The following is a 22,635-nucleotide window of genomic DNA, read 5'->3' on the forward strand; positions in this document are numbered from 1 at the left end:
CACCGCTCAGCGAGAGCCGTCGGCTGTTCCTTCCCCCTGGACATGTGCATCAAGAACCCCGATGACCTCGGCGTTCGGCCTGCCCGCCGCCTGGCCGGCCCGCTCCACCGCTTCCCCATCGGCATCCGATACGACGTCCCCCTCTCGACGACGAGAAGTACGAGGAACGATCACCATGCGCAACCGAAGAGCCGCGCTCGCCTCCCTCGCCGGAGCCGCCTCCCTCGCCCTCACCCTGTCCGCCTGCGGCCAGAACAGTGAGGGCAGCTCCGAGGGCGGCGGCGGCACCATCGGCATCGCCCTGCCGACCCAGGGCTCCGAGCGCTGGGTCACCGAGGGCAAAAGCGTCGTCAAGGACCTGCAGACCAAGGGGTACGAGGCCAAGCTGGTCTACGGCGAGGACGACCCGAAGAACCAGGTCTCACAGATACAGGACCTGATCAAGCAGGGCGTCGACGCGCTGATCATCGCGGCCATCGACAACAAGTCGCTGAACGGCGTGCTCCAACAGGCCGCCGACGCGCAGATCCCGGTGATCTCCTACGACCGGCTCATCCTCGGCACCAAGAACGTCGACTACTACGTCTCCTTCGACAACGAGCAGGTCGGCCGGCTCCAGGCCCGCTACATCATCGACAAGCTCGGCCTGGAGGACGGCAAGGGCCCGTTCAACATCGAGTTGTTCGCCGGCTCCCCCGACGACAACAACACCAAGTACTTCTTCGACGGTGCGATGGCGCTCCTGCAGCCGTACCTGGACAGCAAGCAGTTGGTCGTCCAGTCCGGCCAGACCAAGCTCACCCAGGTCACCACCCTGCGCTGGGACGGGCCCACCGCGCAGAAGCGCATGAACGACATCCTCGCCGAAACGTACGGGAGCAAGGAGGTCGACGCGGTCCTGTCACCGTACGACGGCATCTCCCTCGGTGTCCTGTCCGCGCTGAAGGCGGACGGCTACGGCTCCGGCAGCAAGCCCCTCCCGATCATCACCGGTCAGGACGCCGAACTTCCCTCGGTGAAATCGATCATCGCGGGTGAGCAGTCGCAGACCATCTACAAGGACGTCCGCGAGCTCGCCGAGGTCGCCGCGGACATGGCCGAAGACATACTCAACGACAGGACGCCGAGACTGAACAACAGAAGGGCCTACAACAACGGCGTCAAGTCCGTGCCCGCCTACTTGCTGCAGCCGACGAGCGTCGACAAGACCAACTACGACCTGGTCCTCGTCGCGGGCGGCTACTACACCGCCGCCGAGCTCAAGTAGCCGCACGCCAGGGCGAAACCCTCTCGCGCCCGCACCGGCGGAGCAGTACGAGGAGAGCGTCGGCCAGGCGGCGGCACACTTCTGCTCCGGGAGCTCCAAGGGCTCGAGAACCACTCCTGCGTCGGGCGGGGCCCGCGGGCCGTCCGCAGGAATGCTGCCGCTCACCGGCCTCGCCGTCGCCCCTGCGGCATCGCCGCACTCCTGCCTGACGGCGAGGCCGGAACCTGAAGAAAGACCTCCGGTCGGGGCGCCTGCGGGTCCGGGAGAGCTACGTATGGCCCGGTGAGACCTACGGCCTCGATGAGACCCTGCGCCTCCCCGCGAGCACCACCGCCAACGCCGGCCCGCACACCAACAACACCGCCAACACCCCGTACCCGTACGTCAACGTCGTCGCCGCTGCGACCCCCGCCACGACCAACGGCCCGCCCGCGTCCCCGAGTTCACGTCCCAACTCGGCCGCCCCCATCGTCTGCCCCAACCGCTCCTGAGGGGCCGACGCGGCAAGGGCCGCGAACCCGAGCGGGGTGATCAGCCCCGTACCGGCACCGATCAGCGCCGCGGCGAGCAGCACGCCCGCAAGCCCCGGCAGCATCGCGCACGCCAACCCGGTCGCCGCGACGAGTGTCCCGCAGGCCAGCCCGCCCCGTGCGGTGAGCCGCCCGGCGTCCAACGCCCGCCCCGCACGCGGCTGTACGACCGCCGCGCAGGCCGCCAGCACCGACACCGCGGCCCCGGTCGCCACCGTCCCGAGCCCCGCCGCCGCACCGGACACCGGAAGGAACCCGACACCGACCGAGAGCGCGGCCGTCGCCCCGGCGAGCGCGCCCGTCGGCACCAGGAAACCCCGATCCGCCAGCCGCCGCGCCAGATCCACGACGGTCTGCCGCGCCCGCGGCAGCGGCGGTACGACGGGCACCGCGACGGCCGCCCATACGGCGACGCAGGCACCGAGCACGGCGAGTACCCCGAACAGCAGCCGCAGCCCGCCCGCCCACACCAGCACCCCGCCCAGCAACGGACCCAGCGTGTAACCGACGGACTTGTGGAAGCCGTAACTGCCGAACGCCCGCCCATGCCCGGCCGCCGGGTTGAGCCGGGCCACCAGCGCCGAGGCCGCCGGTGAGAACGCCGAGGCCGCCGCACCCTGGCCCAGCCGGGCCGCCCACAGCCAGCCGACGCTGTCCACGACGACGTACAGCGCGGAGGCGACCGCGAAGGCGACGAGGCCACCGAGGAGGACCGGACGTGCGCCGACGCGGTCGGCGATCGTGCCGAACACCGGCTTCAGCAGCACCTCCGCGCCGTCGTACAGCGCGAGCAGCCCGCCGAGAACGAGCAGCGAGGTGACGGCGTCATCGCTGTCGCCGCCGAGGTTCGCGGCGATGCCGTGCGCGCCGAACGCGGTGGTGAAACCGGCCGCGTACAGCGGCCACATCCGCCCGCGCGGAGCGCCGCTCGGCCCGCTCGCCGGATCACTCGGCGGTGTCACTGAGGCCCAGCCGCAGATGCTCCACGTGGTAGACGGCCTGGTCGAGGAGTTCGGCGACGTGGTGGTCGTGCAGCGCGTAGACGACCGACCGGCCGCGCCGCTCACCGACCACCAGGCCCAGGTTGCGCAGCAGCCGCAACTGGTGCGAGCACGCGGACTGCTCCATGCCCACCTCGGCGGCCAACTCCGTCGCGGGGAGCGGCCCTTCACGCAGGCGGGCGAGGATCAGCAGCCGGGAGGGGGTGGAGAGGGCCTGGAGGGTGGTGGCCACCTTGGCCACGTTGCCCGCGTCCAGGCGTACGCGCTCGGTGGCTGCGGGGGTGACGGCTCCATGACCCATGCGGGGTATCTTACCCACCGCACATGAACGAATGAATGAGTCTTCATGTGTTCCTGTATGGTGGCCGCGTGTCCACGACTCTCGCTTCCCCGTCGACCGCCGCGTCCGGCCCCACAGCACCCCGCCGCCGGACCCGCCTCCTCGCCCTCCCCGAGGCCCGCTGGGCACTCGCCGCCACCGTCGCCTTCCTGCTGGGTCTCGGCCTGGACGTCGGCGGCGCACCGTCGTGGGTGTACGGGATCTTGTATGCAGTCGCCTACGTCACCGGCGGCTGGGAACCGGCCCTCGAAGGCCTGCGGGCCCTGCGGGAGAAGACCCTCGACGTCGACCTGCTGATGATCGTCGCGGCGCTCGGTGCCGCCGCGATCGGCCAGGTCCTCGACGGCGCCCTGCTCATCGTCATCTTCGCCACCTCCGGCGCCCTGGAGGCCCTGGCCACCGCCCGCACCGCCGACTCCGTCCGCGGCCTGCTCGACCTCGCCCCCGACACCGCGACCCGCCTGACCGACGACGGCGAGGAGACCGTCCCGGCCACCGAACTCGCCGTCGGCGACCTGCTGTTGGTCCGCCCGGGCGAGCGCATCGGCGCCGACGGCCGGGTCGAGGACGGCGTCAGCGAGGCCGACCAGGCGACCATCACCGGCGAACCCCTGCCCGTCGTCAAGCGCCCCGGCGACGAGGTCTTCGCCGGCACCCTCAACGGCACCGGCGCCCTGCGCGTCCGCGTCGAACGCGACCCCGCCGACTCGGTGATCGCCCGCATCGTCACCCTCGTCGAGGAGGCCTCCCGCACCAAGGCGCCGACCCAGCTGTTCATCGAGAAGATCGAACAGCGCTACGCCGTCGCCGTCGTCGCCGCGACCCTCACCGTCTTCGCCGTGCCGCTCGCCTTCGGCGCGAACCTCACCGACGCCCTGCTGCGTGCCATGACCTTCATGATCGTCGCCTCCCCGTGCGCGGTCGTGCTGGCCACCATGCCGCCCCTGCTCTCCGCCATCGCCACCGCCGGCCGCCACGGCGTCCTGGTCAAGTCGGCGGTCGCCATGGAACGCCTCGGTGAGATCGACACCGCGGCCCTCGACAAGACCGGCACCCTCACCGAGGGCACCCCCGAGGTCACGGACGTCACCCCCCTGCCCGGCTCCGGCCTCGACGAGGACTCCCTCCTCGCCCTGGCCGCCGCCGCCGAGCACCCCAGCGAACATCCGCTGGCCCGCGCGATCGTGGGCGCGGCGCGGGGGAGGGGGCTGCGGATCGCGCCGGCGGGGGACTTCGTGGCGACGCCGGGGTGGGGAGTCTCGGCGGTGGTCGAAGGGCGTGAGGTGAGGGTCGGCCGCGTGGAGGATTCTGTCGACCGTGGGCGCGAGGTCGACGGTATGCGAGAGTCTGCCGACCGTCGTCGCGAGGGAGTCGACGGCATGCGGGATCTCGCCGACCGTAGGCTCGGGGTCGACGACATGCAGGATCTCGCCGACCGTACGCCCGCCCCTGTCGACGGTATGCGGCATCCCGCAGCCACCCCCACCCCCACACCCACCCCACCCCCCGGCACCACCGTCCTCATCACCGTCGACGCCACCCCGGCAGGCACCCTCACCCTCACCGACCGTCTCCGCCCCGCCGCCCCCGCGGCCACCGCCGCCCTGACCGCCCTCACCGGCACCACCCCCGTCCTCCTCACCGGCGACAACGCGCAGGCCGCCGCCCGTGTCGCCGACGCCACCGGCATCACGGACATCCGCGCGGATCTGCTCCCCGAGGACAAGGTGAACGCCGTCCGCGAGCTCCAACTCTCCGGCCGCAAGGTGCTGTTCGTCGGTGACGGTGTCAACGACGCGCCCGCGCTGGCCGCCGCCCACTCCGCCGTGGCGATGGGCCGGGCGGGCTCCGACCTGGCCCTGGAGACGGCGGACGCCGTCGTCGTGCGCGACGACCTCACCGCGATCCCCGCGGTCGTACGGCTGTCCCGGACCGCCCGTCGGCTGGTGCTGCAGAACCTGGTGATCGCGGGGACCTTCATCACCGGCCTCGTCCTGTGGGACCTCATCGGGCACCTCCCTCTTCCGCTGGGCGTGGCCGGGCACGAGGGTTCGACCGTGCTGGTCGGGCTGAACGGGCTGCGGCTGCTGCGGGAGCGGGCCTGGCAGGGGTGATCGGCGGCGGCGCTGGACAGGGGAGGTTGATGTCGGATTCTCGCCAGCGCCCTTCGGGCCGGTGGTCGATGCTGGACGCATGCAGAACGGGATGTACAACGGGATGTACACCGACCGGGAGCGCTGTGTGCGTGCCGTGCAGTCCAAGGACGCGCGGTTCGACGGCTGGTTCTTCACGGCGGTCCTGACCACCGGCATCTACTGCCGTCCGAGCTGTCCGGTGGTGGCGCCCAAACCGGAGAACATGACCTTCCACCCGAGCGCCGCCGCCTGCCAGCAGGCCGGCTTCCGGGCCTGCAAGCGCTGCCGGCCCGACACCAGCCCGGGCTCCCCGGAGTGGAACCAGCGAGCCGATCTCGTCGCCCGCGCCATGCGGCTGATCGCCGACGGTGTCGTCGACCGCGAGGGCGTGCCCGGCCTGGCCGCCCGCCTCGGCTACAGCACCCGCCAGGTCGAGCGCCAACTCCTCGCCGAACTCGGCGCGGGGCCCCTCGCGTTGGCCCGCGCCCAGCGTGCCCAGACCGCTCGGCTGCTCATCGAGACCAGCGAACTGCCCATGGCGGACGTGGCGTTCGCCGCCGGCTTCGCCTCCGTCCGTACCTTCAACGACACCGTTCGTGAGGTCTTCGCCCTCTCCCCGAGCGAACTGCGGGCCCGCGTCCCGAAGAAGAACGGGGCCACCCCGGCGGTGCACACCGGCACCCCGGGCACCCCCGGCACGCTCACTCTCCGCCTCCCGTTCCGTGCCCCGCTCAACCCCGACAACCTCTTCGGCCACCTCGCCGCGACCGGCGTACCGGGCGTGGAGGAATGGCGCGACGGAGCCTTCCGGCGCACACTCCGCCTGCCCTACGGGCACGGGATCGTGGCGCTCACCCCGAACCCCGACCACATCGGCTGCCGTCTCACCCTCAGTGATCTACGCGACCTCACCGTCGCCATCAGCCGCTGTCGGCGCATGCTCGACCTGGACGCCGACCCGGTCGCCATCGACGACCAGCTGCGCACGGATCCGCAGCTCGCGCCCCTGGTCGACAAGGCCCCCGGCCGCCGGGTGCCCCGCACCGTCGACGAGGCGGAGTTCGCCGTCCGAGCGGTCCTCGGCCAGCAGGTCTCCACGGCGGCCGCCCGTACCCACGCGGCCCGCCTGGTCACCGCGCACGGCGACCCGGTCGACGACCCGGAAGGCGGCCTCACCCACCTCTTCCCCAGCCCCGAGGCCCTCGCCGCACTCGACCCCGAGTCCCTGGGGATGCCCCGCACCCGTCGCACGACCTTCACCACCCTCGTTTCCCAACTGGCCGACGGCACCCTGCACCTGGGTGTGGAGAGCGACTGGTCCCAGGCCCGTGCCCGCCTCCTCTCCCTCCCCGGTTTCGGCCCCTGGACGGTCGACGTCATCGCGATGCGTGCCCTCGGCGACCCCGACGCCTTCCTCCCCACCGACCTCGGAATCCGGCGCGCCGCCCAGGAGTTGGGCCTGCCCTCCACCCCGGCGGCGCTCACCGCCCGCGCGGCGGCCTGGCGCCCCTGGCGGGCCTACGCGGTCCAGTACCTGTGGGCGACCGACAGCCACCCGATCAACTTCCTGCCCGTGTAAGGAACCCCGTGAAGCAGCACACCGTCATCGACAGCCCGTACGGTCCCCTCACCCTCGTCGCCGACGACGGCGTCCTGTGCGGCCTCTACATGACCGAACAGCGCCACCGCCCACCGCAGGAGAGCTTCGGCCCGCGCGACGACACTTTCTTCGGCGCCGCCGAGGAACAGCTGGAGGCCTACTTCGCAGGCGAGTTGAAGGAGTTCACCCTCGAACTCCGCCTGCACGGCACCCCGTTCCAGCGCGCCGTCTGGTCCGAGCTGCGGAAGATCCCCTACGGCGAGACCCGCACCTACGGCGAACTCGCCGAAGCCCTCGGCAACCCGACGGCCTCCCGCGCCGTCGGCCTCGCCAACGGCAAGAACCCCGTCGGCATCATCGTCCCCTGCCACCGCGTGGTCGGAGCGAGCGGCAGCCTCACCGGCTACGGCGGCGGCCTCGACCGCAAGCGGCGCCTGCTGAACCTCGAGAGCGGAGCGGTGCTCTTCTGATCGGCGCACCCCCTCCGGTAGACGGTGATGAGCCCGGAGAATCGTTCATCTCCTTGAACGGCAATCAGATGCACGACCGTTGACGCGTATATGGCAAGCGCTTACCTTCCCAAACAAGCACTTCGGTCATCCGCGCGCGATGTCTGGTTGCCGATGATGTTCACATGGTCGAACGGAACGCATCGTCGCACCAGGGACCGCCGCAGCGAAAGGGGGCACTGAGCCCCCTCGTCGGTCGAGCCCACCCACCTGGAGACAAACGATGCAACGGAGACCCCTCATCGCGTGCGTCAGCCTGCTGGCCGGCACGCTCGTCGCGCTGTCCGGCACCACGGCGCAGGCAGCGTCCACCCGTTATGAGGCCGAGAGCTCGCCGGCGGTCTGCACCGGCACCATCGACTCCGACTGGTCCGGCTACTCCGGCAGCGGATTCTGCAACGCCACCAACACCACCGGCGCCTACGCGCAGTTCACCGTGAACGCCCCCGCCGCGGGCACGGCGACGCTGAGCGTCCGGTTCGCCAACGGCGCCACCACCGCGCGCCCGGCTGCCCTGATCGTCAACGGGTCCACCGTGCAGACTCCGTCCTTCGAGGCCACGGGCGCCTGGTCGACCTGGGCCACCAAGACCCTCACCGTGCCGCTGAACGCGGGCAGCAACACCATCCGGTTCAACCCGACCACCTCCGTGGGCCTGCCCAATATCGACTACCTGGACGTCGAGACGAGCGGCACCACCCCGCCGCCGTCGAGCACCGCGCTGTACGTGGCGCCGAACGGCACGGACGGCGCGGCCGGCACGCAGTCGGCCCCGACGACGCTCACCTCGGCGATCAGCCGCATCACCCCCGGCGGCACGATCTACCTGCGCGGCGGCACCTACCACCACGCACAGACGATCACCATCCCGGTCGGCAACAACGGCACGTCGAGCGCCCGCACGAAGCTGTCCGCCTACCCGGGCGAGACCCCGGTGCTGAACTTCTCGGCGCAGAGCGAGAGTTCGTCGAACCGCGGCCTCCAGGTGAACGGCTCCTACTGGCACGTCCACGGCGTCGTCGTCGAGCGTGCCGGTGACAACGGGATCTACGTCGGCGGCAGCAACAACGTCATCGAGCGCACGGTGACGCGCCACAACCGCGACACGGGGCTGCAGCTCGGACGGATCGCCTCCACCACCCCCAAGGAGCAGTGGCCGTCCAACAACCTCATCCTGAGCGCGGAGTCCCACGACAACGCCGACTCCGACGGCGAGGACGCCGACGGCTTCGCCGCGAAACTCACCACCGGCGCCGGGAACGTCTTCCGCTACGCCGTCGCCCACAACAACATCGACGACGGCTGGGACCTCTACACCAAGTCGGACACCGGCGCCATCGGCCCGGTGACCATCGAGGACTCCCTCGCCTACGACAACGGCACCCTCAGCGACGGCTCCCAGGCCGGGAACGGCGACCGCAACGGCTACAAGCTCGGCGGCGAGGACATCGCGGTCGACCACATCGTCCGGCGCAGCATCGCCTACAAGAACGGCAAGCACGGGTTCACCTACAACAGCAACCCCGGCACGATGACCGTGTCGGACAACATCAGCATCGACAACGCCCAGCGCAACTACAACTTCGACGCCGGGACCTCGGTGTTCCGCAACAACACCTCGTGCCGCAGCGGCAGCGGCACGAACGACCGCATCATCGGCAACGCCGACAGCTCCAACCAGTTCTGGTCCGGCTCGAACGGATCCCGCTGCTCCTCCTACGCGGGCGCCCTGAACTGGTCCTTCGCCACGGACGGCCGCCTCGTCGTGACCTTCGGCGGCAACCGGGCAACGCAGTGATCCCCTCCCGGGCCCCGGCCGCCGTCCCGCCTGCCGGGGCCCGGGACACCTCGCACCACGGCCACCACGGTCGGACAGATGTGACGCGCGACGGTGGCGGTGGACCTACCCGCTCACGGCCCATCGCGCTCCTGCAACCACGCCCGACAACAGTGCCGGAAGTATCCACCACCACGGCACGGCCCTCCTCACCGAAGGCACCAGCCACAACGCTGCCGCCGCTCCAGCAGCCGCGATGGTGAGCACGCATGACAGAACGATCCCGGCGTAGGCGTCGTCGTCCCAGACGCCGGACGGCCTGATGGTCAATGCCGTCCAGCAGAAGAAGACGGCGATGAGGGTGAGCAGGGTGAGGGGTACGGCGAGGACCAGGCGGAGGCAACCGCGGTCGTCGTCCACGTGGGAAGGGCCGGTCATCAGCGCAGTGCGTTCCTTGCCTCGTCCAGATCGTTCCTGAAACCACGCCCGTAGACCTGGGCGTCGTCGGTCTCCCAGTACGGGCCGCCGTTGTAGCGTGCGGCGAGTTCCTGGTACTGGGCCGGCGTCATCTCCTCGGCCGGCACATCGGCGAACTCGCTCTCCGCCTTCAGCTGGGCCAGGTACTCCGAGGCGATGAAGATGTTCTGCGCGGGGTCCTGCAGGGCTTGTTCCACCATGCCGCGTTGCTGGTCGGTGAGGTGCTCGGGGTCGTAACCGAGGACCTCGGCGCCGCGTCGCACCTGGATGGCGATGGGGCCCATGGACGTGTTGTCGGGATCACCGCCGAGGCGCCACGGCAGGCTCTCAGGAGCGATCGGGCTCAACGGAGAATCCGCCTGCTCGCGGATGGTGTCGGTCATGTCGTCCAGGATGCCGGGCTGTCCGCCGATCTCCTGCCACGCGATACCGGCAACCATGTCCGGCGGCAGTCCCGAGTTTCGAGCCGCGGCTTTGATGATTTCCTTGTTCGCCGCGATCCAGTCGGCCCGCTCCTGGTCGTTGGACGGCGGGCTCCAGTAACTGTCCTGCGCGCCCGGAAGGTTGGCGACCTGGAGGCGGATGTCTCGCAAGGCCGGGGAGACGATGTCGTCGCCGGCGCTGGGGTAGTAGTCCTGCTTGGGCCCACTGCCGGGCAGCCGCGTCAACGGGTTCGTGCTCGCCTCGGCTGCCTCTCGCCGCAGCTCCGAGATCGCCGAGACGAAGTCGACGCGTTGGATGAAACCCATGCGGAAGTCCGGCAGCAGGTCGTAGGCCTGCTTGAGCTCGTGCACGCAGATCTCCCGCGCCTCGTGCTCCGTGGTCTTCGCCAGATGGAAGTCCCCACCGGCGGCGTCGTGCAGCCGGTTCGCGTCGTCGCGGATGTCGTCGACGTCCATGGTCAGCTCGGCGAAGAAGTCCATGACGCCGGTGGTGGCTCGCATGTCCTCCCACTGGCGCATCGGCTCCGCCTCCTGGGCCTCACGAGTGATCGCCGTGCCCTTGGTGTGGATCAGTTCTGCCAGCGCCTGCTCGTTGGCCTTGCCGTTGGCGTAGTGGGCCTTGGCGACCTCCAGCGCGAACGCGTAGCTCTGCAGGGCGCCGGCGGCTTTGGCATAGCCCTCCGCGAGCTGCGCGAGCAGTTTGCGCCCCTCGGCGAGCCGGGCCTCATAGTGCTGACTGCCCTCGCTCTTCCACCGCGTGTGCTTCTCGGCTCGCTCGGCGGAGGGGTCGACCGCCACGAGCATGTCGTGCAGACGCTTGAACTCGTCCGCGTTCCGTTCGACGAGGGGCGGGTTGCAGCTCTCCAGGAACTCGACGTCCTTGCGGTGACTGATGCCGCTGCTCATCGTGCCTCCGGGGCGACGTACTGGCCGTACTCGAGCACGTTGTCCAGGAAGCGTTGAGCCGTGTCGTCATCGATCTTCACGAAGGTGCTGCCGGTTGTCCTCAGGCGAGTGGAGAGCGCCGCGAACAGGGCGACCGCGTCCAGGTACTGGTCGTCGGCGAATCCGGCGAACCGTGCCACCTGCTTGGCCACGTCCTCGGGCGTCCGGGGCTGCCGGGCCATGGTGGTCAGCTCGGCATCGGGCCGCCCCTCGTGGAGAAAGCCCGCGATCTCGATCAGCAGATTCGAGTTCCCGTTGATCGACTCGGCCTTGGCCACCAGGGAGCCTGCGGCCGGCGCGCCGGCCCCACCGCCTCCGTCTGCCGGCAGCTGGTCGATCTGCATGCCGGTCTGCTGACGCGCCAGCGCGTCGGCCTTCAACTGGGCCCATTCCTCTTCGAAAGACAACCTGTTCCCCCTCCAGCTCGTTGTCTCGAACAGCCAATCGATCATGCCACTGGCGAGGTGCGCACCAAAACCTCGCCACTCCGCCTGCGGGCAGGTCGACACACGGTCTTGGCCGGCCGTGCACAATGTGCGCTCCCATGGGAGGCCAGGAACGACATGGACGGAGGGGTGGGACCGCGATCCCTCCCGCCGGGCAGTGGAGCGCGAGCCCAGCGGGGCTTCAGGAGTCGTTCTCGCCGCTCAGCGTCCGCAGCAGCCGCGGCAGTGCCGTCCCGATCGGCTCCCGTACGATCTCGTCGGCGATCTCGTCGTACGGGGTCGGTTCGGCGTTGACGATGATCAGGCGGGCGCCGTGGTCGGCGGCGACGCCCGCGAGTCCTGCCGCCGGCTGTACCTGGAGGCTGGTGCCGACGGCGATGAACACCTGGCAGGCCTTGGTGATGGCGACGGCCTCGCCCAGAACCTGGGGGTCGAGGCGTTCGCCGAACATCACGGTCGCCGACTTCAGGATGCCGCCGCACTCCAGGCACGGCGGGTCCTCCTCGCCGGCGGCGACGCGGGCGAGCGCGTCCTCCATCGGGCCGCGCGCGTGGCACTTCGTGCACACGACGCTGCGGGCGGTGCCGTGCAGTTCGAGGACCTTGCGGGCGGGCATTCCGGCGAGCTGGTGGAGCCCGTCGACGTTCTGTGTGATCACCCGCACCGGCACGCCGGCCCGCTCCAGTTCGGCGACCGCGCGGTGTGCCGCGTTCGGTTCGGCCCGGAGGGTGCGGTTCTTGCGGCGCATCTGCCAGGACCGCCGCCGGATCTCCGGGTCGCCCATGTAGTACTCGTAGGTGACGAGCTTCTCCGCCTCCGGATTCCGCCGCCACAGTCCGTTCGGCCCGCGGTAGTCGGGGATGCCGGAGTCGGTGGAGATTCCGGCGCCGCTGAGGATGGCGACGAGGGGCTTGGTCATGTGACCGAGGGTAGGCCGCGGGATCCGGGAGCTGCGAACGGATATCGGACGGCCGCGGCCGGTGCTACCGTCCGGACATGGCCAAGGTCACTGTCTCCCTCGACGCCGACCTCGTCGTCGAGATCATGGTGCTCACCGGTGTGGGCAGCCCTCAGGACGCCGTCGAACTCGTCGTCCGCGACTACATCGAGCGCGGCCACCGCACCGAGGCCCGGACGGCCACGCGCGACGAGGCGCTGCGGGCGGTGGACGCCAAACCGCGCGATGTGGAGGCCTGAGGGCCTGTCCGGCGGTCAGGCCACCCGGCGCCCGTTCTCCAGCTCGGCCGTCCCCGAGCCGTCCGTCAGGGCGTCGAGGGCGGCCAGCACCCGGTGGCCGAGCGAGCCCAGCAGGTGGTCGGGGAGCTCCTCGCGCGGGACCAGCCGCCAGGACAGCAGCTCCTCCTCCTGCAGCCGGATCGCCTTGAAGTCCTCGTCGGTGAGGACTCCGCCGTCGTACACGTACGCCACCAGCGGCGGCCGGTGTGTGCCGTGCACCCAGTCCACCGCGAGCAGCCGGCCCAGCTCGCGGTCGAGGCCGATCTCCTCGAGCGTCTCCCGGCGGGCACCCTGGCGCGGGGTCTCGCCGTCGTCGGACTCGATCGTGCCGCCCGGAAGCGCCCAGCCGTCACGGTAGTTGGGCTCCACGAGCAGTACCCGCCCCTCGGCGTCCCGGAAGAGGGCGGCGGCGCCGGCCAGAACACGGGGCAGAGAGGCGATGTACGCGGCGAAGTCAGCAGTGGTCATGCTCGAAGGGTAACCAGCTCGACGGCTGCCCCGGCCTCGTTGCCCGGCGCGGCAGACAGCGAGTGGGGCGGTCAGGCGCGGTCGGCGGGGTCGCGAGGTCAGTGCGCCGACAGGTCCTCCAGTTCGGCGGCGAAGAGGAGTGGGGGGTCGAAACCCATCCCGGTGAAGTGGCCCGCGAGTTCCAGGGACAGGACGCCGTGCAGCCGGGTCCAGAAGGCCAGGGCGCGGTGGAGAGCCGCGGGCGGGGCGGGGTGGCCGTCCGCCCACTGCCGGTGGCCTTCGAGATGGGTCGCGAACGGCGTCGCGAAGTCGCCCGGGGGCAGCGCGGCGCAGGCGTCGAGCAGGGTCGCCATGATCTCGGACGCGATCGCGGTGACGTCGTCGGGCGCGTGGTAGCCCGGGACGGGTGTGCCGTAGACGAGGAAGTACCGCTGGGGGTCGTCCAGCGCCCAGCCGCGCAGGGCGTGCGCCAGCGCGGCGACGTCGGCACCGGAGGCGGAGGCCGCGCGGAAGGTGTCGGCGAGGCTGCGGTAAGCGTCCCTGATCAGCTCGGTGATCAGCTCGTCGCGGCCGGCGAAGTACCGGTAGAGGGCGGGTCCGCTCATGCCCATCTGCTTGGCGATCGCGTTGAGGGAGAGCGCGGACGCCCCCGCCGTGGCGATCTGCTCCCACGCGCGTTCCTTGATCTCCGCGCGCACCTGACTGCGGTAGCGCTCGCGCGGGGTCTTCGTGCCCGTCTTCTCCGCCACTGCTCTGCCACCTCCCGCGACCGGCCTTGCGTCGCTACGGCCTGAAGATTGAGTTAGAGGTTATCACGCAAGCTATTGACCCTTCCCCTTCTGATGAGTTACAACTTCTAACGAACGCAAGGGCAAGTAACTCGCCAATCGCCCCCTGTGCAGTGGAGGTCGTCATGAACACCGAAGAGCTCGTCGAGATCGTCCTGCCCGGCAAGGTGGAGCCGGAGGAGCTTCAGATCCGGCACGGGGCCGTTCCCGCGCCGGGGCCGGGACAGGCCGTGATCCGGATGGAGGCGACCGGGGTCTCCTTCGCCGAACAGCAGATGCGCCGCGGCCGGTACTACGACCAGCCGCCGTTCCCCTTCGTGCCCGGCTACGACCTGGTCGGCACGGTGCTGGCGACCGGCGAGGGCGTCGAGCCGGGCCTGGCCGGCACCCGGGTGGCCGCGCTGGTCAAGGTCGGCGGCTGGGCCAGCCATGTGCTCGTCGACGCGGCCGACGTGGTGCCGGTGCCCGACGGCATCGGCGCGGCGGAGGCCGAGACCCTGGTGGTCAACGGCGTCACCGCCTGGCAGATGCTGCACCGCACGGCACGCGTCCGCGCCGGACAGACCGTCGTGGTGCACGGCGCCAACGGCGGCGTCGGCTCGGTCCTGGTCCAGCTGGCGCGGGCCGCCGGCGTGAAGGTGATCGGCACGGCGTCCGTGCGCCACCACGACGCCCTGCGGGAACAGGGCGTCCTCCCCGTCGACTACCGCACCGAGGACGTCGCCGCGCGCATCCGCGCACTCGCCCCCGGCGGGGTGGACGCCGTCTTCGACCACGTCGGCGGCCGGGGCATCGTCGACTCCTGGCGCCTCCTCGCACCCGGCGGCACGCTCGTCTCGTACGGCAGCGCCTCCACCCGGGACGACGAGGGCTCCAAGCAGTGGCCCGTGCTCAAACTGCTCGGCCGGGTGTGGCTGTGGAACGCGCTGCCCAACCGCCGCCGGGCCTCCTTCTACAACGTCTGGGCCGGGCGGGCCCTGGCCAGGAACCGGTTCCGGGCCCGGCTGCGCGCCGACCTCACCGAGGTCTTCGCAGCCCTCCAGCGCGGTGACGTCAGTGCCCGGATCGCCGCCCAGCTGCCGCTGACCCGCGTCGCCGACGCCCTGCGGCTGGCCGAGTCCGGCACGGTGGCCGGAAAGGTCGTACTGAACCCGTAGCGCATCCGATCACCCACCCACACTCACCCAGCACCATTCGTCACTCATCGCTCATCGCTCACCACCACGAGGAGATCACCATGCTCAGGATGCGCTCCGCCGCGCTCACGCTCCCGCTCGCCGTCGCCGGCGTCCTCGGGAGCACCGTCCCCGCCGCGCAAGCCGCACCCGCCCCGGCTTGGGCCGCCCACCACAGCGGTCCGTCCGCCTGCCGCGGGGAAGGCGTCGACACCACCGCCCGTATCCGCTACCAGGCCGACGTCGTGATCGACGCGCCGCTCAGCACCGTCTGGAAGCTGCAGACCGACGTCGAACGCTGGCCGGCCTGGCAGCCGCCCGTCACCACCGCCGAACGCCTCGACGCCGGCCGCCTGCGGAAGGGCTCGCAGTTCCGGTGGACCACCCCCGCGCCCGCCACGCCGACGACCCCCGCCACCACCCTGGAGATCACCTCCACCGTCCGGGAACTGAAGAGCCGGCAGTGCGTCCTGTGGAGCGGACCCGCGGTCGGCGACGGGTTGCGCATCGACGAGGGCGTTCACCTGTGGACCTTCACCAAGGTCAAGGGCGGCGTCCGCGTCCACACCGAGGAGACCTGGACCGGCGCCCAGGTCGAAGCCGACGTCCCCACAGCGACCGCCGCCCTGGGTGCGAGCCTCGAAGCGTGGCTGCGCGACCTGAAGGCCGCCGCCGAAGCCCGCTCCTGAGGCGGACCGGAATGAAGGCCGCCCGTACCGGCGCTGCGTGCTCAGGCGCGGGCACGGACCAGGAGGAGGGCGACGTCGTCGTCGGGTTCCGGGCGCAGGGCGTTGAGGAGGGCGTCGCTGGTCTTCTCCAGGCAGGGGTCCGGGGTCTGGAGAAGGCGGGTCAGGGTGGCGAGGCCGGTGTCGATCGGTTCGCTGCGGTTCTCGACCAGTCCGTCGGTGTAGAGGGCGAGCAGCGAGCCGGGGGCGAACTCCAGTTCCACGGTGGCGAAGTCCACGCCCCCCACCCCGAGGGGTACGCCCCCGGGGACGTCCACGAGTCGCGCGGAGCCGTCGGCCGTGGCCAGGACGGGCGGCAGGTGACCGGCGCTGGACAGGGCACAGGTGCCGCGCCCCAGGTCGCACACGGCGTAGACGCAGGTGGCGATCGCGTCGCCGAGGGAGCCGGCGATGTCGTCGAGGTGCCGCAGCAGCTCGGCGGGCGGCAGATCGAGGCGGGCCAGCGCTCGCGCGGCGGTGCTCAACTGTCCCATGATCGCCGCGGCCTGGACGCCCTTGCCCATCACGTCCCCCACCACGAAGCCGGTGCGTGCCGGCCCCAGCGCCAGCACGTCGTACCAGTCGCCGCCGACCTCGCTCAGCGCCGGGCGGTAGCGGGCGGCGATGTCGAGGCCCTCCCGCTGGACCGGCGCCGACGGGAGCAGACTGCGCTGCAGCGTCAGGGCGGTGGTGCGCTCGCGTCCGTACAGACGGGCGTTGTCGATGCAGATCGCGGCGCGGGCGGCGAGTTCCGAGGCGAGGACCCGGTCCTGTTCGTCGAAGGGGCGCTCGTTGACGGTGCGGTACAGGCTGAGGGTGCCGAGCACCTTTCCCCGCGCCATCAGCGGCAGCGCCAGATAGGAGTGCACGCCGGCCTCGTGCAGCGTCTGGGCGGCGCGTGCGTCCCGGGCGATGCGCCGCATGATCTGCCCGTCCACCCGCTCGACGAGGACCGGCCGGGCGTTGCGGACGCACTGGGTGATGATCCGCGAGGAGCCGTAGGTGGCCAGTTCCCCGACCGGGTCCGCGGCGTGGATGGCGTCGGTGGGGTAGCCGGCCGCGACGGCCAGCGCCCGGAACTCGGCGGGCGCGTCACCCGTGACGGGCGTGATCGTGCCGTGGGCCACCACGGACTCCAGGACGTCGACGGCCGCCAGGTCGGCCACGCGCGGCACGGTCACGTCGGTCAGCTCCCGCGCGGTCTGCTGGAGGTCCAGCGTGGTGCCGATCCGCACCCCGGCGTCCGCGATCACGGCCAGACGTCGCCGTGCCTGCGCGACCTCGGCCGCGGCCTGCTGGCGTTCGGTGACGTCCAGGACGGCCATCGCGAGGCCGAGCACCCGGCCGTTCGTGTCCTCGATGCGGTGGTACGACTCCGAGTACGCGCGGTCCTCGGCGTCCGCCGCCGTACGGCCGATGGTCTGCTGGTCGAGCAGGGGCTTGCCGGTCTCCAGGACATGGCGCATACGGTCCTCGATGGCCTGCACGTCCAGATCCGGCAGCATTTCCCCCACCCGGTGGCCGATCACGGCCGACTCGGGAACTCCGTTCATGCGTTCGAGCGCGGGATTGACCCCCACCCAGCGCAGGTCGTTGTCGAAGACGGCGATGCCCACCGGGGTCTGGTTGACGAGGCTGTGGGAGAGGGCCAGATCCCGCTCCACGCCCCGCACGGTCGTCGCGTCCGTCGCGAGCCCGAGCAGATGGGGCTGCCCCTCGCTGTCCAGCAGCCGCATCGTGCGGAACTCGACGGCGCGTTCCGTGCCGTCCCGGTGCCGCAGCGGGAAGACACCCGCCCACCGGGCGCCCGACCGGACCTGGCCGAAGAGCTCCCTGCCCCGTGGCCGGTTCTCGGGCGAGACCAGCAGCAGGTCGGCGCGCTGGCCGAGCGCCTCGTGGGCGGAGTAGCCGAGCAACTGCTCGATCTCGGGGCTCCACAGCGCGATGTGCCCGACGCCGTCCAGGACCACGGCCGCGACCTTGAGGAGGTCCAGCAGCCCACCCGGCGCCGCCGTCACCTCGTCGCCGCCCGTGGTCACATCGCCGTGCATACGAGCCGCTCCCTCCGGCGCGGCACAGTACCGCCAAGATCCGTATCGTCAGCGATCCGATTAGGTCACAGTACGGCCGGATGAGCAACAGTGTCGTACGGAGACGTCGCTGCGTCATCCGCGCGACTCGGTCCCCGCCTCCGCCAGCCGCACCGTCCGCTCCGCCAGCTCGCTGATCCGCACCCGGTCGAAGCCGAACACCGCGCTGCGCACGGTGTCCTCCAGGGGCTCCTTCCACTGGCCGGGGATCGCCCGCGCCCCGCTCAGCACACCGGCGACCGACCCGGCCGTCGCGCCGTTGGAGTCGGTGTCCAGTCCGCCGCGGACGGTGAGGGTGATGGTGCGCGTGAAGTCGCCGTCGCCGTAGAGGAGCCCGGCGGTGAGGACGGCGGCGTTCGGGATCGTGTGGATCCAGCCGAGGCCCGCCGTCTCCTCCGTGACCGTGGTGAGCGTGTCCTCCCAGGTCATGCGGGTGTCGTGGAGGGAGACGACCCGGCGTACGGTACGGGCGAGGCGGCTGCTCGCCGGGATCACGGCCAGCGCCTCGTCCACGGCGCGGCGCACCGTCGGCGCCGTGAACGCGGCCGAGATCAGCGCCGCCGCCCACATCGCGCCGTACACGCCGTTGCCGGTGTGGGACAGCACCGCGTCCCGCCGGGCCAGCGAGGCGGCCCGGCGCGGGACGCCCGGGCAGGTCCAGCCGTAGATGTCCGCGCGGATCAGCGCACCGATCCACTCCTGGTACGGGTTGTCGTACGTGGCCGTCAGCGGCGGCTTGAGCCCGTTGGCGAGGTTGCGGTACGCCGCCCGCTCCGCCGTGAACGTCTGCAGATACGGCAGCCGCAGCAGCCACAGGTCGCCGATCTGCTCGGTGCTGAAGCCGAAGCCGTGGGTCTCCAGGAGGTGCAGGCCGAGGATGGCGTAGTCGACGTCGTCGTCGCGGCAGCTGCCGTGGATACGGCCGCGGACGCAGTCGCGCCACTCGGGGCGCAGCGGCGGGCCGTCGTCCTCGGCGGCCGGTTCGGGCAGGTAGTCGGTGAGCGGCAGGGCGGCGGCCAGCCGCAGGTAGCGGTCGATGCGCTCGCGCGTCCACAGGTCGCCCTGCTCGACCGGTTTGCCGAGCATGTTGCCGGCGATCCGGCCCAGCCAGCCACCGAAGATGCGGTCGGCGAGCTCGGGATCGGTGCCCACAGGGGTCATAGCTCCGGTTTACCCGATTCCGGCAACGGCCGCGCCGTCGTGGTGCCTTTCGGGGTCCGGGGAGCGCATGACGGCGGGGGCGTCCGCCGGTTAAGGTCGCTGCGGCGCGACTGGCCCTGACGTGCGCGGGCCCGGAGAGCAAGGGGATGCAAGGTGGCGGACGCTGCAGCGCAAGGCACCCGCAGGGTGCTCGTGGCCGCGGACAAGTTCAAGGGGTCGCTGACGGCCGTACAGGTCGCCGAGCGGGTGACGGCCGGGCTGCGCCGGGTCGTACCGGACGTCGAGGTCGAGGCTCTGCCCGTCGCCGACGGCGGCGACGGCACGGTTGACGCGGCGGTCGCGGCCGGGTTCGAACGCCGGGAGGTACGGGTCGCCGGACCCCTCGGCACCGAGGTCAGCGCCGCGTTCGCGCTGCGCGGCGACACCGCGGTCGTGGAGATGGCCGAGGCGAGCGGCCTGCAGCGGCTCCCCGCCGGCGTCTTCGCCCCGCTCACCGCCTCCACGTACGGCTCCGGCGAGCTGCTGCGCGCCGCGCTGGACGCGGGTGTGCGGACGATCGTCTTCGGCGTGGGCGGCAGCGCCACCACCGACGGCGGCGCGGGGATGCTGTCCGCGCTGGGCGCCCGCTTCCTGGACGAGGACGGCGAGCCGGTCGCCCCGGGCGGCGGCGGCCTCGCGGACATGGCGCGCGCGGACCTCTCCGGCCTCGACCCGCGCCTGTCCTCGGTGGAACTGATCCTGGCCAGCGACGTCGACAACCCGCTGACCGGCCCGAAGGGCGCGCCGGCGGTGTACGGCCCGCAGAAGGGCGCCTCGCCGGACGACGTCGAGACGCTCGACGCGGCGCTCGCGCACTACGCGAAGGTGCTGGAGGCGGCGGCCGGCCCGAAGGCCGCGGAGTACGCCGCCGCGCCGGGCGCGGGGGCCGCGGGCGGCATCGGCTACGGCGCCCTCCTGCTCGGTGCCCGTTTCCGGGCCGGCATCGAGGTCATGCTCGACGTCCTCGGCTTCGCGCCGGCGCTGGAGCGGGCGGAGCTGGTGATCACGGGGGAGGGGTCGCTGGACCAGCAGACCCTGCACGGCAAGGCCCCCGCGGGCGTCGCCGCGGCCGCCCGCGCGGCCGGCAAGGAGGTCGTGGCCGTCTGTGGCCGCCTCGCCCTCCCCCCTGAGGCCCTGGGGCGCGCCGGCATCCGTCGGGCGTACCCCCTGACGGAGGTCGAGCCGGACGTGGCGACGTGCATCGCCGAGGCCGGTCCCATCCTGGAGCGGGTCGCAGAGCGCATCGCCCAGGACTTCCTGACCTGAGCCCGAGCGTTTCCCCGCCCCCGCCGCCCCTACCCTTCCCGTCCCCAGGGGCTCCGCCCCTTCGACCCCACCAGGGGGCTCCGCCCCCGGACCCCCAGCGGGGCTGCGCCCCTGCACCCCTGGCGGGGCTGCCGCCCCCGGACCCCCAGCGGTGCTGCGCCCCCGGACCCCCGGCGGTGCTGCGCCCCTGCACCCCTGGCGGGGCTGCCGCCCCCGGACCCCCAGCGGTGCTGCGCCCCCGGACCCCCGGCGGTGCTGCGCCCCCGGACCCCCGGCGGTGCTGCGCCCCTGCACCCCACGCGGGGCTGCCGTCCCGTACCCCGCTTCGGCCCTGAACGGGCCTCGTCCTCAAACTCCCCCAGAGGGGGCCACCCCAGACGGGCTGGTTTTGCCGGCCCTTGTCTGGAAGATGCGGACGGGCCGGAACCGCCGGCCCTTGCCCGGGCAGCGCCGGGGCGGGGTGATGTGTGGGGCGCCTCTTGGCCAACCGAGTCGGGCGGTGGGTGGGCATAGGCCGGGGGTCTGGGGGCGGAGCCCCCGGCGAGGGGCCGGCGCGGGGCAAAGCGAAGGGCCCCGGACCGACCGGTCCGGGGCCCCACCCAGCGGAGCGCTACGGCAGCTGCGCCGCCCGCGCCTCCCGCCGGTTGTCGCGGAAGTTGTTCACCCGGCGGGCCGTGGCGAACAGCGGGATGACCGCGCCCATGACGAGCTGCAGGGCGCAGCCGGTCTGGAGGAGCAGCTGGCCGCTGGGGGCGTCGAAGGCCCACGCGGCGAGGAGCCCCATCGACAGCACGATCCAGGAGAGCATCGCGCCGGCGAGGCGGCCCCGCGGCTTCGGGTACTCGACCCGGCTCACCATCAGCCACGCCGTGCCCAGGATGGCGAGGAGCGTCGCCACGAAGGGCAGCTCCAGCAGCACGATCGAGACCACCGTCAGCGCGCCGAAGGGCGAGGGCATGCCCTGGAACATGCCGTCCTTCATCGTCACGCAGGAGAATCTCGCGAGCCGCAGGACGACCGCCAGAAGAACGACGATCGCGCCGACCGCCGCCACCCGCTGGTGGGCGTCGTCGGCGACCATGCCGTAGACCAGGACGAAGTACGCCGGCGCGAGGCCGAAGCTGATCAGGTCGGAGAGGTTGTCCAGCTCCGCGCCCATCGGGGAGGAGCGCAGCTTCCTCGCGACCAGCCCGTCGAAGAGGTCGAAGACCGCCGCGCACAGCATCAGGATGACCGCCGTGGCCGCGCTGTGGCGGGCCATGCCGGGCTCCTGGCTGCCGGTGAGGTCCGGGATCAGGATGCCCGTGGTGGTGAAGTACACCGCCATGAAGCCGCAGGTGGCGTTGCCGAGGGTGAGGGTGTCCGCTATCGACAGCCGGAGGGAGAGGGGCATCTCCTCCTCTTCGTCCACCTCGTCGGCCTCGGGCACCCAGCCGGCCTGGGTGTCAGGGTCAATCACGGTCAATGCGAGTCACCCCTGCCACGGTCTTCTGCCCGACCTCGACCGCGACCTCCACGCCCTCGGGCAGGTAGATGTCGACCCGCGAGCCGAAGCGGATCAGACCGATCCGGTCGCCCTGCTCGACCTTCGTGCCCTGAGGGACGTAGGGCACGATGCGGCGGGCCACGGCACCGGCGATCTGGATCATCTCGATGTCACCGAGCTCGGTGTCGAAGTGCCAGACGACGCGCTCGTTGTTCTCGCTCTCCTTGTTGAACGCCGGCACGAACCCGCCCGGGATGTGCTCGACGGACGTCACGGTGCCGGCCAGCGGCGCGCGGTTGACGTGGACGTTGAGCGGGCTCATGAAGATCGCGACCCGGGTCCGTCCGTCCTTCCACGGCATGATGCTCTGCACCACTCCGTCGGCGGGGGAGATGACCCGGCCCTGCGCGATCTCACGCTCGGGGTCGCGGAAGAACCACAGCATGCCCGCCGCGAGAGCGGTGGCGGGCACGGCGACGGCCTTGGCTACACCCGAGCGGCGGGCGCGGACCAGGCTGAGGGCTGCGGTGGCGACGGTCGGCAGAAGCCACGGCGATGCTCCGCGCGCGAGGCGTGCGCCTACCAGGCTGTCGCGGTGTGCAGAGGTTTGGCTGTGGGGCATGGATGACCTTCGTAGCGGATGATGCCGCGCTTCGACGGGGGGACGGCGGCTTTCCGCGATCGTAGCGGTTCGGGGCCGCAACTGGGTAAGTCAGGAAGCCGAGTCGGCG

General features: G+C 71.7%; 21 protein-coding genes. 9 read left to right on the plus strand and 12 right to left on the minus strand.

Annotated elements, in window-relative coordinates; all coding sequences use genetic code 11:
• The first annotated feature begins 175 nt into the window (after positions 1–175).
• Positions 176–1,267, plus strand: a complete 1,092-nt coding sequence (gene chvE / locus IE263_RS03980) for a multiple monosaccharide ABC transporter substrate-binding protein (RefSeq protein WP_189932235.1) — start codon at positions 176–178, stop codon at positions 1,265–1,267.
• Between the two features lie 289 nt (positions 1,268–1,556).
• Here chvE and IE263_RS03985 read toward each other — a convergent pair whose 3' ends face one another.
• Positions 1,557–2,705, minus strand: a complete 1,149-nt coding sequence (locus IE263_RS03985; protein WP_189933140.1) for an MFS transporter — start codon at positions 2,703–2,705, stop codon at positions 1,557–1,559.
• 37 nt (positions 2,706–2,742) lie between these two features.
• A complete protein-coding gene (locus IE263_RS03990; RefSeq protein ID WP_189932238.1) occupies positions 2,743–3,099 on the minus strand; it encodes an ArsR/SmtB family transcription factor in 357 nt (118 codons plus the stop codon).
• 35 nt (positions 3,100–3,134) lie between these two features.
• Here IE263_RS03990 and IE263_RS03995 point away from each other — a divergent pair, with 35 nt between their 5' ends.
• From IE263_RS03995 to IE263_RS04010, 4 genes are all read left to right on the plus strand, one after another.
• On the plus strand, positions 3,135–5,252 hold the full coding sequence (locus IE263_RS03995) for a heavy metal translocating P-type ATPase (protein WP_189932239.1): 2,118 nt from the start codon (positions 3,135–3,137) through the stop codon (positions 5,250–5,252).
• Between the two features lie 103 nt (positions 5,253–5,355).
• Positions 5,356–6,852: an AlkA N-terminal domain-containing protein gene (locus IE263_RS04000; protein WP_189933142.1), complete on the plus strand. Its 1,497-nt coding sequence runs from the start codon at positions 5,356–5,358 to the stop codon at positions 6,850–6,852.
• Between the two features lie 8 nt (positions 6,853–6,860).
• Positions 6,861–7,343 carry a methylated-DNA--[protein]-cysteine S-methyltransferase gene (locus IE263_RS04005; protein WP_189932241.1) on the plus strand — a complete coding sequence of 161 codons (483 nt, stop codon included), beginning with the start codon at positions 6,861–6,863 and terminating at the stop codon, positions 7,341–7,343.
• Positions 7,344–7,605: 262 nt separating this feature from the next.
• A complete protein-coding gene (locus IE263_RS04010; protein WP_189932244.1) occupies positions 7,606–9,180 on the plus strand; it encodes a right-handed parallel beta-helix repeat-containing protein in 1,575 nt (524 codons plus the stop codon).
• Between the two features lie 105 nt (positions 9,181–9,285).
• Here IE263_RS04010 and IE263_RS04015 read toward each other — a convergent pair whose 3' ends face one another.
• The 4 genes from IE263_RS04015 to IE263_RS04030 form a co-directional block, all read right to left on the minus strand.
• Positions 9,286–9,597 (minus strand): hypothetical protein, encoded by a 312-nt coding sequence (locus IE263_RS04015; protein WP_189932246.1) that lies wholly within the window; start codon positions 9,595–9,597, stop codon positions 9,286–9,288.
• Positions 9,597–10,985, minus strand: a complete 1,389-nt coding sequence (locus IE263_RS04020; protein WP_189932248.1) for a hypothetical protein — start codon at positions 10,983–10,985, stop codon at positions 9,597–9,599. Before IE263_RS04020 ends, IE263_RS04015 begins: the two co-directional genes overlap by 1 nt.
• Positions 10,982–11,431 (minus strand): hypothetical protein, encoded by a 450-nt coding sequence (locus tag IE263_RS04025; RefSeq protein ID WP_229910790.1) that lies wholly within the window; start codon positions 11,429–11,431, stop codon positions 10,982–10,984. Before IE263_RS04025 ends, IE263_RS04020 begins: the two co-directional genes overlap by 4 nt.
• Positions 11,432–11,651: 220 nt before the next feature.
• Entirely contained in the window at positions 11,652–12,389 is a 738-nt protein-coding gene (locus IE263_RS04030) for an SIR2 family NAD-dependent protein deacylase (RefSeq protein WP_189932251.1), read from the minus strand.
• A gap of 77 nt (positions 12,390–12,466) precedes the next feature.
• Between IE263_RS04030 and IE263_RS04035 the strand changes: the two genes are divergently transcribed.
• Positions 12,467–12,667, plus strand: a complete 201-nt coding sequence (locus tag IE263_RS04035) for a type II toxin-antitoxin system VapB family antitoxin (protein WP_189932253.1) — start codon at positions 12,467–12,469, stop codon at positions 12,665–12,667.
• Positions 12,668–12,682: 15 nt separating this feature from the next.
• Here the strand turns inward: IE263_RS04035 and IE263_RS04040 are convergent, their stop codons facing one another.
• Both IE263_RS04040 and IE263_RS04045 read right to left on the minus strand, forming a co-directional pair.
• Entirely contained in the window at positions 12,683–13,174 is a 492-nt protein-coding gene (locus tag IE263_RS04040; protein WP_189932255.1) for an NUDIX domain-containing protein, read from the minus strand.
• 98 nt (positions 13,175–13,272) lie between these two features.
• Positions 13,273–13,923 (minus strand): TetR/AcrR family transcriptional regulator, encoded by a 651-nt coding sequence (locus tag IE263_RS04045; protein WP_189932257.1) that lies wholly within the window; start codon positions 13,921–13,923, stop codon positions 13,273–13,275.
• Positions 13,924–14,087: 164 nt separating this feature from the next.
• Between IE263_RS04045 and IE263_RS04050 the strand changes: the two genes are divergently transcribed.
• Both IE263_RS04050 and IE263_RS04055 read left to right on the plus strand, forming a co-directional pair.
• On the plus strand, positions 14,088–15,119 hold the full coding sequence (locus IE263_RS04050; RefSeq protein ID WP_189932259.1) for a medium chain dehydrogenase/reductase family protein: 1,032 nt from the start codon (positions 14,088–14,090) through the stop codon (positions 15,117–15,119).
• Between the two features lie 80 nt (positions 15,120–15,199).
• Positions 15,200–15,826, plus strand: a complete 627-nt coding sequence (locus tag IE263_RS04055; RefSeq protein ID WP_189932261.1) for an SRPBCC family protein — start codon at positions 15,200–15,202, stop codon at positions 15,824–15,826.
• A gap of 41 nt (positions 15,827–15,867) precedes the next feature.
• Here the strand turns inward: IE263_RS04055 and IE263_RS04060 are convergent, their stop codons facing one another.
• Both IE263_RS04060 and IE263_RS04065 read right to left on the minus strand, forming a co-directional pair.
• The gene (locus IE263_RS04060; RefSeq protein ID WP_189932263.1) at positions 15,868–17,913 is read right to left on the minus strand and encodes a SpoIIE family protein phosphatase; all 2,046 of its coding nucleotides are present in this window, start codon (positions 17,911–17,913) and stop codon (positions 15,868–15,870) included.
• Between the two features lie 114 nt (positions 17,914–18,027).
• Positions 18,028–19,113, minus strand: coding sequence for an ADP-ribosylglycohydrolase family protein (locus tag IE263_RS04065; protein ID WP_189932264.1), 1,086 nt, complete (start codon positions 19,111–19,113; stop codon positions 18,028–18,030).
• A gap of 186 nt (positions 19,114–19,299) precedes the next feature.
• On the opposite strand from IE263_RS04065, the gene IE263_RS04070 reads away from it, so the two are divergent.
• Positions 19,300–20,418, plus strand: a complete 1,119-nt coding sequence (locus tag IE263_RS04070; protein ID WP_189933145.1) for a glycerate kinase — start codon at positions 19,300–19,302, stop codon at positions 20,416–20,418.
• A gap of 610 nt (positions 20,419–21,028) precedes the next feature.
• Here the strand turns inward: IE263_RS04070 and pssA are convergent.
• Together pssA and IE263_RS04080 are read right to left on the minus strand one after the other, a co-directional pair.
• Positions 21,029–21,847, minus strand: a complete 819-nt coding sequence (gene pssA / locus IE263_RS04075; protein WP_189933147.1) for a CDP-diacylglycerol--serine O-phosphatidyltransferase — start codon at positions 21,845–21,847, stop codon at positions 21,029–21,031.
• Positions 21,848–21,869: 22 nt separating this feature from the next.
• Positions 21,870–22,526, minus strand: a complete 657-nt coding sequence (locus IE263_RS04080) for a phosphatidylserine decarboxylase (protein WP_189932266.1) — start codon at positions 22,524–22,526, stop codon at positions 21,870–21,872.
• Between the last annotated feature and the right edge of the window lie 109 nt (positions 22,527–22,635).

The organism is Streptomyces aurantiogriseus (assembly GCF_014649375.1).
Classification (GTDB): Bacteria; Actinomycetota; Actinomycetes; order Streptomycetales; family Streptomycetaceae; genus Streptomyces; species Streptomyces aurantiogriseus.